Here is a 15723-nt window from a genome sequence, read left to right as displayed (position 1 = left end):
GAGGATGGCCGGATGGATTTCCAGCCGATCGAGCGGGCCGCCGACGCGTTCCAGCGGCCGGTGAGCCCCGACCGCATCCAGGCCGTGTGCCGCCGCGTCTTCGGGCGGGATGCCCGGTCCGCCGTCGAGTTGGGGCTCGGGGCGTACAACAGCACCTATCGCGTCACCGTGGAGGGCCGGGCGCGGCCGGTGGTCGTGCGGTTCGCGCCGGAGCCCGCCGCGCAGTTCGGCTCCGAGCGGGAGCTGATGCGCAACGAGTACGCCACCGTGCCGTACCTCGCCGTCATCGCCCCGCTGATGCCGCGGGTCATCGCGGCGGACTGGTCGCACGAGCTGATCGGCCGCGACTACCTCGTGCAGACCTTCCTCGACGGGGTGCCGGCGCCGGAGGGGCTGGGGGACTACCCGCGCGCGGCCCGTACGACGTTCTTCCGTCAGTTGGGGGAGATCGCCCGCGGCGTCCACGCGGTACGCGGACCGGCGTTCGGGCCGGTCGCCGGCGGCGGGCACGTCTCCTGGAGCGCGGCCGTGCTCGCCTCCCTGGAGGACATCGCGGCCGACCTCGACCGATGCGCCCTGGACGCGGCCGACGTCCGCGAGGCCGCCGCCCTGGCGGCGGAGCGCTGCGCCGTGCTCGACGAGATCACCGAGCCCCGCCTGCTCGCCGGCGACCTGTGGACGGTCAACGTCATGATCGCCCGAGGCGCCCCCGAGCCGCTGATCACCGGCGTGCTCGACCTGGACCGCACCTCGTGGGGCGACCCGGCCGCGGACTGGACCATCCGCATGGCCTCGGCCAGGCGGGACGAGCGGGTGGCGTTCTGGGACGCGTACGGGGAGCCGGACCCCGGGCCGGCCGCGACCTGGCGTTCCCTGATCTATGAGGTGCGCCATCTCGGGGCGGTGCGGCTGGAGCGCCACCGCCTGGGCAACCACGACGGCGTCAGGCACTCTTATGAGGCCGTCGCCAAGGTGCTGTCCGAACTCACTTGACGATGAGAAGCGCCGTGAAGTGGATCACTTTGCGTAGTCGTCAATTTATGTCCGGATTTCGTGACACAAGACGCCTGGATGGCCCGGTAATGAACGTCTAAAGTGACACGTTTTCGCAGGTCAGAGTGGTTGTGGTAAGAGGTCGTGTCGGTCTTGTCGATCTATTGCGAGTGACCTTACCGTTATGTCGGACGGTTTCTGACTGTTACATCTTTGCTTATATTCTGCGCGTTGATCGCCATCTCGTGGCAACTGGTTTTTCAGCTGCGGGACGGGTTTTCGTTGCGGGGACGCCACTCCGGCCGGACGTGCGCGCCCCCCGTCAGCGCGAACGGAGAGTAATGGGCAAGTACCTGCTCCGCAGGTTGGCAATAAACGTGATCCTGGTCGCCATAGCGGCGAGTCTCGCGTACATGCTCGCGGCCACCACCATGAACCCGCGAGCCGCGTATGAGGCCCGCCAGCCTCCCATCGCCGAGTCGGTCATCGACTCCACGCTCGACGCCTACAACCTGAACGACAAGGTTCCGGTGCTTGTGCGGTACGGGACCTGGGCGAAGGGCGTCATCACGGGAGACTTCGGCAAAACCTGGAACGGAGGTTCGGTCAACCAGGAGATGGGCCGCCGGATCATGGTCAGCCTGCGGCTGCTGCTCATCGGCACGCTGGTGGGCTTCGCCGTCGGGGTGGCGTTCGGCGCGATCTCGGCGGTGAAACAGTACAAGTTCAGCGACCGGTTGATCGGTGTGAGCTCCTTCGTGATCATGGCGATCCCGGTGTTCGTGCTGGCCACGGTGCTGGCCATCGCGACGTACAGCCTCAATGACGGGCTCGGGTTCACGCTGATCGAGTACACCGGCGAGTACAACCCGAAGCTCGTGGGCTGGGACCAGTTCCTCAACCGGCTGAACCATCTGATCCTGCCCACGATCTCGCTCAGCCTGGGCTCGATCGCGTTCTACAGCCGCATCCAGCGCAACATGATGCTCGACGTGCTGGGCCAGGACTTCGTCCGCACGGCCATGGCCAAGGGCCTGCGGCGCAGGACCGCGCTGATCAAGCACGCGCTGCGCACCTCGCTGATCCCCTCGGCCACGTACTTCGCGTTCGCGTTCGGCACGCTGTTCACCGGGGCCACCTTCACCGAGAAGATCTTCAACTGGCACGGCATGGGCGCCTGGCTGGTCGACTCGATCAACCAGAACGACGTCAACTCCGTCGCGGCGGTGACCTTCTTCGCCGCGGTGTGTGTCCTGTTCGCCGCGTTCCTGTCCGACGTGCTGGTGGCGGCCCTCGATCCTCGGGTGCGGGTGAGCTGAGATGCGTTCGAAAGTCGTCCTCCGGCGCCTGTTCCGCAACAAGCAGGCCCGTTACGGCATAGCCGCCATGGTCCTGCTGGTCCTGCTGGCGTACGTCGGCCCCTTCATCGGCGCGTACGACTGGACGGACAAGGACTTCATGGCCTTCCTGTCGGCCCCCGACGCCGACCACTGGTGGGGCACCACCTCGATCGGCCAGGACATGTACGCGGTCACGCTCCGTGGCATGCAGAAGTCGATCATCGTCGGTCTGCTGGTCGCGCTGATCGCCACCGGCCTGGCCGCGGTGGTCGGAGCGTTCGCCGGATATTTCGGCGGCTGGGCGGACAAGCTGCTCATGTGGGGTGTGGACCTGCTGCTGGTCCTGCCCAGCTTCCTGATCATCGCGATCATCTCGCCGAGGTTGAAGGGCGGCTCCTGGTTCTGGTTCGTGGTGCTGCTCGCCGCGTTCTCCTGGATGATCACCTCCAGGGTGGTGCGCAGCATGACGCTCTCGCTCCGCGAGCGGGAGTACGTCCTGGCCGCCGTCTACATGGGCATCCCGCGCTGGAAGATCATCTTCCGGCACATCGTCCCCAACCTGTCCTCCTTGCTGATCATCGACGCCACGCTCAACGTCAGCGGCGCGATCATCGGCGAGGCGGCGCTGTCCTTCTTCGGCTTCGGCATCCAGCCGCCGGACGTCTCGCTCGGCACGCTGATCGCGGAGGGCTCGCGCAACGCCACCGGTTACCCGTGGCTGTTCGTCTTTCCGGCCGGCCTGCTGGTGGCCATGGTGCTCGCCGTGAACCTGATCGGCGACGGCCTGCGCGACGCACTCGACCCGGGGAGCAACTCGTGAGCATCTTGGAGGTCAAGGACCTCACCGTCACCTTCCCCGGCGGCATCGAGGCCGTGCGCGGCGTCAGCTACGAGGTCGAGCGCGGCGAGGTGCTCGGCATCGTCGGCGAGTCCGGCTCCGGCAAGTCCGTGACCTCGCTCGCGGTCATGGGCCTGCTGCCGCGCAACGCCGTGGTCAGCGGCTCGGCCAAGCTGCACGGCCGCGAGCTGCTCGGCATGGACGAGGACGAGCTGATCAAGGTGCGCGGCAAGGCGATCAGCATGATCTTCCAGGATCCGCTGTCGGCGTTCACGCCCGTCTACACGATCGGCGACCAGATCGCCGAGGCCGTGCGCGTCCACCAGAAGATGGCCAAGGACAAGGCCGCCAAGCGGGCCGTCGAGCTGCTCGACCTGGTCGGCATCCCGAACCCGGACCTGCGGGCCAAGGCGTTCCCGCACGAGTTCTCGGGAGGCATGCGCCAGCGGGCGATGATCGCCATGGCCATCGCCAACGACCCCGACCTGCTGATCTGCGACGAGCCGACGACCGCGCTCGACGTGACCATCCAGGCGCAGGTGCTGGAGGTGCTCAAGACCGCGCAGCGGGAGACGGGCGCCGGCATCGTGATGATCACCCATGACCTGGGCGTCATCGCGGGCATGGCCGACCGGGTGCTGGTCATGTACGCGGGCCGGCCGGTCGAGCAGGGCCCCGTGGACGACATCTACTACCGGCCGCGGATGCCGTACACGATGGGCCTGCTCGCCTCGATCCCCAGGGTCGACGGCGAGGAGGGGCCGCTCGTGCCGATCGAGGGCAACCCGCCGTCGCCGTCGGCGCTGCCGCCGGGCTGCCCCTTCGCGCCGCGCTGCCCGATGAAGGTGGACATGTGCGACGACGAGGAGCCGCCGCTGACGCCTTTCGGCGGCAGCCGCCACGTGGCGTGCATCCGCTCGCACGAGATCGAGCACAAGGGCCTGACCGGGCCCGACGTGTTCCCCGTGCCGGTCATCCCGCCGAGTGACGTGGTACGCGTGCCGCGCGCCGAGCGCGCCACGGTGCTCGAGCTCGACGACATGATCAGGCACTACCCGCTGATGAAGGGCGCGGTCTTCAAGCGCCGCGTCGGCACCGTGTTCGCGGTCGACGGCATCAGCCTCGACATAGCCGAGGGCGAGACTCTGGCCCTGGTCGGGGAGTCCGGTTGCGGCAAGACGACCACGCTGCAGCAGATCATGCAGCTCCAGCCGCCGCAGGGCGGGCGGGTCGTGGTGCTCGGCAAGGACAGCGCCAAGCTGGACAAGGCCGCCCGCAAGGAGCTCCGGGGCGACCTGCAGATCGTCTTCCAGGACCCGATGGCCGCGCTCGACCCGCGCATGCCGGTCGGCGACATCATCGCCGAGCCGCTGCGCGCGCACGGCAGGAAGAACGCCTCGGCCCGGGTGGCGGAGCTGCTCCAGCTCGTCGGGCTCTCGCCCGAGCACGCCGAACGCTATCCGAGCCAGTTCTCCGGCGGCCAGCGTCAGCGCATCGGCATCGCCCGCGCGCTCGCGCTGGAGCCGAAGCTGCTGGTGCTGGACGAGCCGGTGTCCGCGCTCGACGTGTCCATCCAGGCAGGCGTGATCAACCTGCTGGAGGAGCTCAAGAACAGGCTGGGCCTGTCCTACCTGTTCGTGGCCCACGACCTGGCCGTGGTCAGGCACCTCGCCGACCGTGTCGCCGTCATGTACCTGGGCAGGATCGCCGAGATCGGGACGGTCGAGAACGTCTATGACCGTCCCGCGCACCCGTACACGCAGGCGCTGCTGTCGGCGATCCCCTTGCCCGACCCCGAGATGGAGCGCACGCGCGTGCGCATCCTGCTCGAAGGCGACCTGCCCAGCCCGGCCGACCCGCCGTCTGGCTGCAGGTTCCGCACTCGCTGTCCGAAGTTCGCCCAGCTCGGCGAGGCGGAGCGGCGGCGGTGCGTAGAAGAGGAGCCCTCGGTTGCCCGGCTCGCGAACGCCGTGGATCACGGCGCCGCCTGCCACTACGCGGAGGAGATCGAGGTCATCACGGCCTCGGACAATCAGGAGGAAGAGTGAAGGTTCGATACCGGGCGGCGGCAGGGCTCGCTGTCCTGGCGATGGCCGTGGCGGCTTGCGGCGGCGGTGGCAGCGAGAGCAAGAAGCCGAGCGCCGAGCAGTCGCAGCAGGCCCAGCAGCAGATGGCGGAGACCCCGGCCATCAGCATCAACCCGGTGCCGTACGCGCAGGTCAAGGACGGCGGCACGTTGACCCTGGCGGTCGGCCAGTGGCCGAGCCAGTGGAACGGCAACCACGTCGACGGCAACCAGGCCGACACGGCGGACATGCTCGACGTGTTCATGCCCCAGCTGATGATGGCCGACGCTGAGGCCAACTTCACGCCGAACAAGGACTACGTCACCGACGTCAAGAACGAGACGGTGGGCGGCAAGCAGGTCGTCACCTACACGCTCAACGACAAGGCCGTGTGGTCGGACGGCACGCCGATCACGTGGAAGGACCTCGAGGCCGCCTGGAAGATCAACAACGGCAAGGACAAGAAGTACAAGCCGGCTTCCACGGACGGCTGGGACAAGATCGAGTCGGTGACGAAGGGCGCCACGGACAAGGTCGCCGTCATCACCTTCTCCAAGCCGTACCTCGAGTGGCAGGGCCTGTTCAACCGGGGCACCACGCACCTCTTCCCCGCCTCGCACATGCTCGACCCCGAGAAGTACGAGAAGGACTACCTGCAGAAGATCCCGGTCACCTCGGGCCCCTTCAAGGTCGAGAAGATCGACGAGGGCACCAAGACGCTCACGCTCGTGCGTGACGACAAGTGGTGGGGCCAGAAGCCCAAGCTCGACAAGGTGATCTTCCGCACGATCGAGACGCCCGCCGCCGAGGTGAACGCCTTCGCCAACGGCGAGCTCGACGAGGTCGCGATCCAGGCGGGCAACCCGGCCGACCTCAAGCGGGCCAAGGAGGTCCCCGGCGCGGACGTCCGCAAGTCGCTCAGCCCGAACTGGCGGCACATCACCGTCAACAACCAGAGCGAGTTCCTGAAGGACAAGAACGTCCGGCACGCCGTCGCGTACGCGATCAACCGTGAGGTGATCACGCAGTCCGACCTGAAGGACATGGACTGGCCGATCCAGACGCTCGGCAACCACGTCTTCATGAACAACCACAAGGCCTACGTCGACAACTCCGGCGACATCGGCAAGTACAACCTGGACAAGGCCAAGCAGCTGCTGGACGCGGCCGGCTGGAAGCAGGAGGGCGAGTACCGCAAGAAGGACGGCAAGGAGTTCGACCTGACCTTCGTCATCCCCGCGGGCGTGCCGACCGCTAAGACGGAGGGCGAGCTCACCCAGGCCATGCTCAAGGAGGCCGGGATCAAGATCGAGATCCGCCCGGTCCCCGATGACAAGTTCTTCACGGACTACATCATCAAGGGCGACTTCGACCTGGTGCCGTTCTCCTGGATCGGCACGCCGCTGCCGCTCGGCGGCCTGCCGCAGATCTACAAGACCGGCTCCGAGAGCAACTTCCCCAAGAGCAACGACCCGGAGCTCGACAAGGCCATCGAGGCCGTGGGGAACGAGACGGACCAGACCAAGGCGAATGAGCTGGCGAACGCCGCCGACAAGATGATCTGGGACCTGGTGCACACCATCCCGCTGTACCAGCGCCCCGAGATCAAGGTGGTCAAGAAGACGGTCGCCAACTACGGCGCCCGCGGCTACGCGTACATCGACTGGACGTCGGTCGGCTTCACCGGCTGATCCCCGCCCTCGCCACGGAACCCCCGGCCGCTCCTCCGGCCGGGGGTTTCCCGTTTTATCCGGATTTATCCGGCGAACTCCCGCAGCGTCATGGGCGGGCGGCCGCCGTAACGCTTGATGCTCTCGGTGACCCGGTACAGCGGGTGGTCGCCGGAGCCGATGAGGCGGAAGATCGCCCACAGGTGTGTCAGGTGATCGACCGTGTACGGGTCGCCGTAGACGCCCAGCGCCCGCGCCTCCCACTCCTCGGGCGGCAGATCGGCGTACGAGAGCCCGAGCGCGTCCGCCGCCTCCCCGATCGTCGTCATCTGCCCGGTCACCAGGCACACCGGGTCGGCCGGCCCGGGGTCGAGCAGGAGCCCGGCGGCGACCCTGGCCACGTCCTCGCCCGCGACCAGCGGGATCCGCGTGTCGCGCGGCCCCAGCGGGAGCGCCAGCGTGCCGCCCGAGGCGGCGACGGACAGGTTCTCGAAGAAGACCGCGGCCCGCAGGTGCACCGCGCCCACCCCGGCCCAGTCGAACACCTGCTCCGCCACCCAGTGCCGGCGCATCCGCGGCGTGAGGGCCTCGGGGGAGGCGTCGAGCTGCGACACCTCGACCACGCGCGCCACGCCCTCCTCCCTGGCCGCGGCGGCGAACACGCCGGTGGCGTCGAGCAGCCCGGCCGTCACCGGATAGGTGAAGAACGCCCTGCTGATCCCGCGCATGGCGGGCCGCACCGACGCGATCTCCCTGAGGTCGCCGACCACCACCTCCGCCCCGAGCTTGCGCAGCTCCTCGGCCCGGTGGTCGTCAGAGTGCACGAAGGCGCGCACCGCCTGGCCGCGCTCCAGCAGCAGGTTCGCGACGTGCCGGCCGGTCGAGCCCTGCGGGCCGCCGGCCGCTCCCGTGACCAGGATCATCACGCCTCCTTCCCGGGCAGGGAGAGGGTGAACAGGCCGAGCCGCTCCAGGTCGCGCAGGAGCGGCCCGGCGGGGAAGGCCTCGGCCGGGCCGTACACGCCGGGGCTCCCCGGGTTCGCGGCCAGGCGGACAGCGGCCTCCACCGAGGCCAGCGCGCTCATGCGCCACAGGTCGCGCCCGCTGACCTGCCCGGCCCCGCCGCCGCCGTCGGCGGTGATCACCTGCGCGGCCACCGTGAACGCGGAGCCCGCCCGCGTCCCGGCGTCCGCGTCCTCGCTGGTGAACACCTGCTCCTCCTGGAAGGTGTCCGCCGTGAGCTGCGCCTCGACCCGGCGCGTGCGTACGTGCCTGGGGACGGTGACGACCTCGGAGAACGGGACGGGGGCGATCATCGTGCGCGGGCCGAGCGGCGGCGGGAACGGGAAGACGGCGTTACGCGGCTCGACGTAGCCGATGTGCTGCTCACCGTCCGCGTAGGTGATCCGCCGGGTGTCGGCGAACAGCAACTCGGCGGTCTGCTTCGCGCCCGTCGTCAGCCGCCAGCCGGACACCGCGTAGGCGGTGATCACCCGTTCGATGTCCGTCAGGCCGTCGGCCACGGCGGCGGCGAGCAGGTCGCCCGTCCCGCCGTAGAAGCTCATCGCCGTGACCATGGTGATGCCCGCTCTCCTCGCGGGCTCTGGCATGGCGTCGAACATCCACTTCGTGTGGTGCTGCTCCAGGGCGTGGTCCACGTAGTGGCAGCCGCCCTCGGCCGCCGCCGTGGCGACGGGCTTGCCGGTGTGCGTGAACGGGCCCGCGCAGTGGATCAGCACGGCCGCCTGCTCCGCGAGCTCGCGCAGCGCGGCGGGGTCGTCCAGCGGGGCCTGGTGGAAGGGCGCCCCGCCGAGCTCGTCGGACAGGGCCTTGAGCGCTCCGCCGTCGCGACCGGCCAGGATGACCTCCTTGCCGCGGGCGCGGAGCTCCGCGGCCACCAGTCGCCCGGTGTGACCGGTGGCGCCGTAGACGGCGATGTGCGGTGAGGACGAGGGGGACACGACTCACCTCCATGTTTCATACTGGCGGTACGTAACTGTTTCTTCGAAGTTACGTACCGCGAGTATGCAGGTCAAGGGGAGCACGATGATCCGCCGTACCCAGGCAGAGCGATCGGACGAGACGACGGGGCGGCTGGTGCGGGCCGCGCGGGAGCTGTTCGGGGCCCATGGTTACGCGCTCACGTCGATCGACGCGGTGGCCGCCGCGGCCGGGGTGACCAAGGGGGCGGCCTACCACCACTTCGACGGAAAAGTCGCGCTGTTTCGGGCGGCGTTCGTGGGGGAGCAGGAGGAGGTCGCCGCCGCCCTGGAGTGGGCCGCCCTGTCGGAGTCCGACCCGTGGGCGGCGCTGCGGCGCGGCTGCCGCACCTTCCTCGAGCGCTGCCTCGATCCTGGGTTCCGGCAGATCGTGCTGCTCGACGCGCCGTCGGTGCTGGGCTGGGAGGCGGTCCGCGAGATCGAGTACGGTCACACGCTGCGGGTCCTGCTCGACGGGCTCCGGCTGGCAACGGCGGACGGGCAGGCGGCCGACGGCGGTCTGCCCATCCGTGCGCAGCTGGTCTTCGGCGCGTTGTGCGAAGGTGGCATGCTGCTGGCTCGGTCCGCCGACCCGGCGGCCGACCTGCCGCGGATCGCCGCGGAGGCCGACCGCTTCCTGGCGGCGCTCAGACCGTGATCAGCCGTGCGAGTCGGTGTGCCGAGCCTTGGCGAAGGTCTCGCAGGCCGGGCCGTTCGGCCCGCCGACGCGTACGGAGTTGAAGAAGTCGCGGAACGAGCTGAAGAAGTTGCCCTTCCCGCCGGCCACGGTCACGGCGGAGCAGCCGTCGTAGTTCGCCTCCGAGTAGAGGTGGATGGTCGAGCCCGTGCGGTTCCAGTCGGACTTCGCGCGGTCGGCCATGTTCAGGGCGGCCAGGTCCGGGGTGTTGCTCTGGATCTGGACGATGTCGCCCGTGCCGTCCAGGCCGGAGAACAGGCAGTAGTAGTTGGCGGGGCAACGGTCATAGCCGTCGGCCGCCTGCGCGGGCACGGCCGTCAGTGCCAGGGCCGCGGCGGCGATCGGTAATGCCAGAATGTGAAGCTTCTTGCCCAATGTTCCTCCATTGGTGAAACTTTCTTTCGGATCGAACATACAGGGCGGGATCTTGTCAGGAAAGAGGGTTCGCCAACGCCGCTTCGCGTCCCTCTCGCGACCTGCCCCGGCCCGGATGCCCCCAGAGGTCGCCGGAAGGCGCTTTCCTCTGCGTGTGTGGCATCACGCGCGGTAAAACCGCGGTGGAGGTTTCACGCAGGTCCCATCGCCCGGAGGCCGCGGATGAACAGCTCCAGGTGGCGCCGGGCGAGCGCGTGCTTGGCCGCGTCCGGGAGCGGCCCGGGGAGGGGGCGGGAGATCTGTACGAGCATGGTCGTGATGTCCATGAACGTGACGCCCTCCGGGAGGGTGCCCGCCGCGTGGGCGCCGGAGATCATCCGGCGGATGGTGCGGGCGGACTCCTCGCGTACGGGCGACAGCACCGGATCGTTGGCCGGGTCCACCGCGTCGAGCAGGGCCGGGAGCACGGCCGAGACCCGCAGTTCGAGTGCCTCCCGCAGGTAGCGCGCCAGCGCCTGGAACGGATCTCGCTCCCCCTCGGCCGCCGCCTTGGCCACGGCGGCGGTCCTGGTCAGGGCGTCGAGCGCGACCGCGCGCAGCAGGGCGTCGCGGTCGGGGAAGCGGCGGTAGAGCGTGGCGCTGCCGACCCCGGCGCGGCGGGCGATGTCGTCGAGCGGGACGTCGGGGCCGCGCTCGGCGACCATGTCGCGGGCGGCGAGCAGGATCTGCTCCAGGTTGCGCCGTGCGTCGGCCCGCATGGGCTTGGCCATCACACTCACCAGCATATGGGGGAAAACTCCCCGGTTGGGGTTGTGCCGGTCGTGGAGTCGTGCCAGATTTAAGTGGGGAGTTTTTCCCCGGTTATTGAGAGGGGCAGATCATGAGCAGTCAGGAGCAGGTCCTCGACCTCGTTCGCCGCTGGGCGCGGGCCGAGCTGGACGGCGACGCGGACGCCTTCGGCGACCTTCTCGGCGAGGACTTCGCGGGCATCGGTCCCGTGGGGTTCAAGCTGGACAAACAGCAGTGGGCCGACCGGCATCGGGGCGATCTGAAGAACCATCACTTCGAGATCCTCGACCCGCGGGTGCGCCTTCACGACGACGTCGCGATCGTGCACGGCGTGCAGGAGCAGCGCACGTCGGTCAGGGGGCACGAGGTCAACGACTTGTTCCGGGTGACCCTGGTCGCCGTCAGGCAGGGCGAGTGCTGGGTGATCGCCAACCTCCAGCTCAGCGGCCCGCTCCAGGACCTGTCCGCGCTGCCGCCGTTCGCCCGTCCGCGAGGGTGAAACTTTCACCCTGTCCCCGCTGGTGAGGAGGATGGCCGCGGGCTGGGTCTGGGCGGCCGGGCGGGGGTGTTCTAGAGTGTTGGGAGCGCTCCCAAGCCTCTGGACGTGCCATGAGCAGCAGACAGTGGGCGATCAAGGCGGCCGTGCCGCTGCTCGTCGCCGCCGGACTGGTCGTTCCCCGGGCGCTCGCCGCCCCCTATCAGGACCCGAGCCTGCCCGTGCCCACCCGGGTGGCCGACCTCATGTCCAGGATGACGCTGGACGAGAAGCTCGGCCAGATGACCCAGGCCGAACGCGGCTCGGTCGGCAACTCCGACGTCACCGCGTACCGGCTCGGCTCGGTGCTGTCGGGCGGCGGCTCCGCGCCGTCGCCCAACACGGCCACGTCCTGGGCGGACATGTACGACGGGTACCAGAACGCGGCCCTGGCCACGCCGCTCGGCATCCCCATCCTCTACGGCGCGGACGCCGTGCACGGCCACAACAACGTCGTCGGCGCCACGATCTTCCCGCACAACATCGGCCTCGGCGCCACCCGGGATCCCGCCCTGGTCGAGCGCGTCGGCCGGGCCGTGGCCGAGGAGGTGTCGGGCACCGGCGTCGACTGGGACTTCGCCCCCTGCCTGTGCGTGGCCCGCAACGACCGGTGGGGCCGCACGTACGAGTCCTTCGGCGAGACGCCGGAGCTGACCTCGTCGATGGCCACGATCGTCACAGGCCTGCAGGGCGCCACGCTGAACGGCCCCGCGTCCGTGCTCGCCACCGCCAAGCACTACGTCGGCGACGGCGGCACCGCTGGTGGCGTCGACCAGGGGGACACCCAGCTGTCCGAGGCCGATCTGCGGGCGATCCACCTGCCGCCGTTCAGGGCTGCGGTGGAGCGCGGGGTGGGCTCGGTGATGATCTCGTTCAGCAGCTGGAACGGCGCCAGGCTGCACGGACACCAGTACCTGATCACCACGGTGCTCAAGGGCGAGCTGGGCTTCTCCGGGTTCGTGGTCTCCGACTGGAACGGCATCGACCAGATCGACGGCGCCACCGGCACGTCCGCGCTCGACGTGCGCACCGCCGTGAACGCGGGCGTCGACATGGTGATGGTCCCCACGGCCTGGCGCCAGTTCATCGACCTGCTGCGGGCCGAGGTGCAGGCCGGCCGGGTGACCACGGCCAGGATCGACGACGCGGTGCGGCGCGTCCTGACCAAGAAGTTCGAGCTCGGCCTGTTCGAGAAGCCGCTGACGGACCGCTCGTACACCTCGACCGTGGGCAGTGCGGCGCACCGCGCGCTGGCCCGCGAGGCGGTGGCCAAGTCGCAGGTCGTGCTGAAGAACGCCGGGAACGTGCTGCCGCTCGCCCGCGGCGGCAAGATCTTCGTGGCCGGCAGGAGCGCGGACGACATCGGCCACCAGAGCGGCGGCTGGACGATCTCCTGGCAGGGCTCGTCCGGCAACATCACCCCGGGCACCACCATCCTGGAGGGCATCAGGAACGGCGCGGGCTCCGGCACGACCGTCACCTACAGCCAGAACGGCACCGGCATCGACTCCTCCTACCGCGTCGCCGTCGCGGTGGTCGGCGAGACGCCGTACGCAGAGGGCCAGGGCGACCGGCCCGGCGGGCTCGGCCTGGACGCCGCTGACCTCAACACCATCGCGAACCTGCGCGCGTCCGGCGTCCCGGTCGTCGTGGTGCTGGTCTCGGGGCGCCCTCTCGACATCGCCTCCCAGCTGTCCGGCTGGAACGCGCTGGTGGCCGCCTGGCTGCCGGGCACGGAGGGGCAGGGGGTGGCGGACGTGCTGTTCGGGGCCGTCCAGCCGACCGGTAAGCTGCCCATGACGTGGATGAGCAGCGCGTCCCAGCAGCCGATCAACTCGGGGGACGGGAAGACGCCGCTGTTCCCGTACGGGTTCGGGCTGACGTACGCGCAGGGGGACTCCAGCCCGCCCACCGCGCCAGGCACGCCGGCCGCCTCCGCGGTCACCTCGTCGTCGGCGACCCTGACGTGGGCCGCGTCCAGCGACGACGTGGCGGTGGCCGGGTACGACGTGGTCCGCGTACAGGGCTCGACGGAGACGACGGTGACCACGAGCACGACGGCCTCGGCCACCGTCACGGGGCTGGCGGCGGGCACTTCGTACACCTTCGCCGTGTACGCCAGGGACGCGGCGGGCAACCGCTCGCCGCGTTCTGGGACGGTGAGCGTGACGACGGGCGGCGCTCAGGCGGGCGGCTGCACGGCCACCGCGACCGTGCAGAGCCAGTGGAGCACCGGGTACGTCATCCAGGTCACCGTGACCAACACCGGCTCCACGACCCTGGCCGGCTGGACCGTCACCTTCACGGTGCCGCCCGGGCACACGATCGTCGGGGGGTGGAACGTCACGATGACCACGTCCGGCCAGGCCGTCACCGCCCGCAACGCCGCGCACAACGGCTCGCTCGCCCCGGGGGCCAGCACGTCGTTCGGCTTCCAGGGCAGCCGCCCGGACGGCGACAACCGCCTGCCGTCCGGCTATGCCTGCGGGTGACGGCGGGGCCGCCCGGCCCCGCCGCCACCCGGTCACGGTCAGCGGTCGACGTGCAGCCGGTCGAACTCGACCGCCGGTGTGCTGCCGGCGAAGTTGCGGTCGACCTCGGCGCGCTCGGCGGCGCTCGGGTTCGCGTTGGTGCAGCTCACGGGTGCGCTCGACCCTGACATCAGGTCGGAGCACAGCCCGGTGCGCCGGTCGGGCAGGCCCAGGATGTGGCCGATCTCGTGGGTGGAGATGCGCAGCGGGTTGTAGCCCTGCGCGGTGGCCTGCCTGCCGATCCAGATGGTGCCGCGGCCCAGGCTGGTGGGCAGCGCGCGCGGCCAGCCGTTGTCGGCGTACACCACGAAGTCGGCGGGTGTTCCCTGGACGAGCCGGACGTTGACGACGCCGGCGTTCCAGACCTGGGCCGCCTGGTTCACCGTGGACACGAACTCGGCCGCCCTGCTCGCGTCGTACCTGACGACCCTGACCAGGGCCGCGGCCTGCGCGGGCGCGGTGACCAGCAGGAACGTGAGACCGAGTAAGAGGGAGAGCGCGAGACGAAGGGGTCTTGGCACGGGGCCTCCTCCGGGAGTTGGGGGTGCCGCCACGGTATGCATGCCGTCCGCCCCGGGAGACGTACCAGATTGCCCCTATCGCGGTGATATGGCGGGGCCCCTCAGCGGTCGCGGAGAACGGCCCCACCAAAACTGTCAGTGGCCGAACGCATACTCAGAGCATGCAGGATGAGCCTCTCGAACTCGGCGAGATCGCCACCCCCACCTGGAACGTTCACAACGACAAGATGGCGGAGGTCGGCTTCCTGACCATCGCCAGGCGGCTGCCCTCACTCGTGGCGCAGGCGATGCGCATGTCCTGGGGCGCGAGCCGGCGCGACACCCTGGCCACGATCACGCTCAACCTCCTCGGCGGCGTCTTCACGGCCTTCGGCCTGCTGGCGACCACCGGCGTCCTGACCGCCCTCTTCAGCGAGGGCCCGACCCCCGACCGCGTGCTGGCCGCGCTGCCCAGCCTCGTCCTGGTCGGCGCCGCGGCCGTGCTGCGCACGACGGTTCAGGCGGGCGCGGGCTGGGCGGAGGCACGCCTCACCCCGCAGATCACCCGGCTGACGGAGGAGCGCCTGTACGGGCTGACCAGCCGGGTGGAGCTCGTGGCCTACGACGACCCGGAGTTCCACGACGCCTTGGAACGTGCCAGAGCCCGGGGCGTGGGCGTGGCCGGCTGGGTGGTGTCGTCGGCCATCGACGTGGTCACGGCCGCGGTCGGCATCGCGGCCGCGACCGGCGTGCTCGGCCTGCTCCATCCGGTGCTCCTGCCGCTGCTGCTGCTCGCCGTCCTGCCCGACGCCTGGGCGGCGGTCCGCAGCGCGCGCATGAGCTACGCGACCATGTACGGCCTCATCCCGGCCCGCCGCCGAAAGTGGATCATCGCGGAGCTGCTGGCCGAGCGCGATCCGGCGGCCGAGGTGCGCTCGTTCACCATGCGCGGCTTCCTGCTGCGCATGTACGACGCGGTGGCCACGGCCGAGCAGGACGTCCTGCTGCAACTGGCCAGACGCCAGACCGTCGCCCGGCTCGTCGGCGAGGCTCTCGGCGGCCTCGGCTCCGCCCTCGTCTACGTCGCCCTCGGCCTGCTCCTGGCGGTGGCCGCCATCCCGCTGGCGGTGGCGGGCACCGCGGTCCTGGCGATCAGATCGGCGCAGAGCTCGCTGAGCGGTTTCCTGTACGCCACCAACAGCCTCTACGAGCAGGGCCTCTACTTCACCGACTTCCTGGAGTTCTGCGAGGACGCCGAGCGCCGCCTGATCGGCCCCCGCCCGGCCGCGGCCCCGGACGGCTTCGACCACATCACGGCCTCCGGCATCACCTTCACCTACCCCGGCTCCGAGGAGCCCGCCCTGCGCGAGGTGTCGATCGAGATCAAACGCGGCGAGGTCATCGCCTTCGT

14 protein-coding genes are annotated in these 15723 nt (G+C 70.0%); 9 read left to right on the top strand and 5 right to left on the bottom strand.

Translation table 11 applies throughout. From position 1 onward, the window contains the following. Positions 1-12: 12 nt before the first annotated feature. The 5 genes from ACIBQ1_RS04450 (at position 13) to ACIBQ1_RS04430 (ending at position 6928) form a co-directional block, all read left to right on the top strand. On the top strand, positions 13-993 hold the full coding sequence (locus ACIBQ1_RS04450; RefSeq protein WP_397274574.1) for a phosphotransferase family protein: 981 nt from the start codon (positions 13-15) through the stop codon (positions 991-993). A gap of 341 nt (positions 994-1334) precedes the next feature. Then, positions 1335-2312 (top strand): ABC transporter permease, encoded by a 978-nt coding sequence (locus ACIBQ1_RS04445; RefSeq protein WP_397274573.1) that lies wholly within the window; start codon positions 1335-1337, stop codon positions 2310-2312. A gap of 1 nt (position 2313) precedes the next feature. Continuing rightward, positions 2314-3153, top strand: coding sequence for an ABC transporter permease (locus tag ACIBQ1_RS04440; RefSeq protein WP_355387275.1), 840 nt, complete (start codon positions 2314-2316; stop codon positions 3151-3153). Further along, a complete protein-coding gene (locus ACIBQ1_RS04435; protein ID WP_397274572.1) occupies positions 3150-5219 on the top strand; it encodes a dipeptide ABC transporter ATP-binding protein in 2070 nt (689 codons plus the stop codon). Before ACIBQ1_RS04440 ends, ACIBQ1_RS04435 begins: the two co-directional genes overlap by 4 nt. Then, entirely contained in the window at positions 5216-6928 is a 1713-nt protein-coding gene (locus ACIBQ1_RS04430) for an ABC transporter family substrate-binding protein (protein WP_397274571.1), read from the top strand. Before ACIBQ1_RS04435 ends, ACIBQ1_RS04430 begins: the two co-directional genes overlap by 4 nt. A 65-nt stretch (positions 6929-6993) precedes the next feature. On the opposite strand, the gene ACIBQ1_RS04425 is transcribed toward ACIBQ1_RS04430, so the two are convergent. Together ACIBQ1_RS04425 and ACIBQ1_RS04420 are read right to left on the bottom strand one after the other, a co-directional pair. Further along, entirely contained in the window at positions 6994-7830 is an 837-nt protein-coding gene (locus tag ACIBQ1_RS04425) for an NAD(P)H-binding protein (protein ID WP_397274570.1), read from the bottom strand. Beyond that, positions 7830-8867, bottom strand: coding sequence for a saccharopine dehydrogenase NADP-binding domain-containing protein (locus ACIBQ1_RS04420; RefSeq protein ID WP_397274569.1), 1038 nt, complete (start codon positions 8865-8867; stop codon positions 7830-7832). The genes ACIBQ1_RS04425 and ACIBQ1_RS04420 overlap by 1 nt, the downstream gene beginning before the upstream one ends. 85 nt (positions 8868-8952) lie before the next feature. On the opposite strand from ACIBQ1_RS04420, the gene ACIBQ1_RS04415 reads away from it, so the two are divergent. Continuing rightward, on the top strand, positions 8953-9543 hold the full coding sequence (locus tag ACIBQ1_RS04415) for a TetR/AcrR family transcriptional regulator (protein ID WP_397274568.1): 591 nt from the start codon (positions 8953-8955) through the stop codon (positions 9541-9543). On the opposite strand, the gene ACIBQ1_RS04410 is transcribed toward ACIBQ1_RS04415, so the two are convergent. Next, entirely contained in the window at positions 9544-9957 is a 414-nt protein-coding gene (locus ACIBQ1_RS04410) for a peptidase inhibitor family I36 protein (protein WP_397274567.1), read from the bottom strand. A gap of 191 nt (positions 9958-10148) precedes the next feature. Further along, positions 10149-10742, bottom strand: coding sequence for a TetR/AcrR family transcriptional regulator (locus tag ACIBQ1_RS04405; RefSeq protein WP_397274566.1), 594 nt, complete (start codon positions 10740-10742; stop codon positions 10149-10151). 95 nt (positions 10743-10837) lie between these two features. On the opposite strand from ACIBQ1_RS04405, the gene ACIBQ1_RS04400 reads away from it, so the two are divergent. Together ACIBQ1_RS04400 and ACIBQ1_RS04395 are read left to right on the top strand one after the other, a co-directional pair. Continuing rightward, complete coding sequence (locus ACIBQ1_RS04400) at positions 10838-11245, top strand: nuclear transport factor 2 family protein (RefSeq protein ID WP_397274565.1); 408 nt, start codon at positions 10838-10840, stop codon at positions 11243-11245. 110 nt (positions 11246-11355) lie between these two features. Then, complete coding sequence (locus tag ACIBQ1_RS04395; protein WP_397274564.1) at positions 11356-13773, top strand: glycoside hydrolase family 3 N-terminal domain-containing protein; 2418 nt, start codon at positions 11356-11358, stop codon at positions 13771-13773. Positions 13774-13811: 38 nt separating this feature from the next. On the opposite strand, the gene ACIBQ1_RS04390 is transcribed toward ACIBQ1_RS04395, so the two are convergent. Then, positions 13812-14333, bottom strand: coding sequence for a snapalysin family zinc-dependent metalloprotease (locus tag ACIBQ1_RS04390; protein ID WP_397274563.1), 522 nt, complete (start codon positions 14331-14333; stop codon positions 13812-13814). A 161-nt stretch (positions 14334-14494) separates the two neighbouring features. Here ACIBQ1_RS04390 and ACIBQ1_RS04385 point away from each other — a divergent pair. Beyond that, positions 14495-15723, top strand: a 1229-nt coding sequence (locus tag ACIBQ1_RS04385; protein WP_397274562.1) for an ABC transporter ATP-binding protein, incomplete at its 3' end; no start/stop codon positions are given.

Source organism: Nonomuraea sp. NPDC050153, from assembly GCF_044460125.1.
In the GTDB taxonomy this organism is placed as follows: domain Bacteria; phylum Actinomycetota; class Actinomycetes; order Streptosporangiales; family Streptosporangiaceae; genus Nonomuraea.
This window is presented reverse-complemented; position numbering and strand designations above follow the sequence as displayed.

Bases quoted from the DNA above. Each gene is read 5' to 3' on its own strand.
- ACIBQ1_RS04445 (WP_397274573.1), top strand. From the start codon at position 1,335: ATGGGCAAGTACCTGCTCCGCAGGTTGGCAATAAACGTGATCCTGGTC.
- ACIBQ1_RS04415 (WP_397274568.1), top strand. From the start codon at position 8,953: ATGATCCGCCGTACCCAGGCAGAGCGATCGGACGAGACGACGGGGCGG.
- ACIBQ1_RS04450 (WP_397274574.1), top strand. From the start codon at position 13: ATGGATTTCCAGCCGATCGAGCGGGCCGCCGACGCGTTCCAGCGGCCG.
- ACIBQ1_RS04440 (WP_355387275.1), top strand. From the start codon at position 2,314: ATGCGTTCGAAAGTCGTCCTCCGGCGCCTGTTCCGCAACAAGCAGGCC.
- ACIBQ1_RS04400 (WP_397274565.1), top strand. From the start codon at position 10,838: ATGAGCAGTCAGGAGCAGGTCCTCGACCTCGTTCGCCGCTGGGCGCGG.
- ACIBQ1_RS04405 (WP_397274566.1), bottom strand. From the start codon at position 10,742: ATGCTGGTGAGTGTGATGGCCAAGCCCATGCGGGCCGACGCACGGCGC.
- ACIBQ1_RS04395 (WP_397274564.1), top strand. From the start codon at position 11,356: ATGAGCAGCAGACAGTGGGCGATCAAGGCGGCCGTGCCGCTGCTCGTC.
- ACIBQ1_RS04425 (WP_397274570.1), bottom strand. From the start codon at position 7,830: ATGATCCTGGTCACGGGAGCGGCCGGCGGCCCGCAGGGCTCGACCGGC.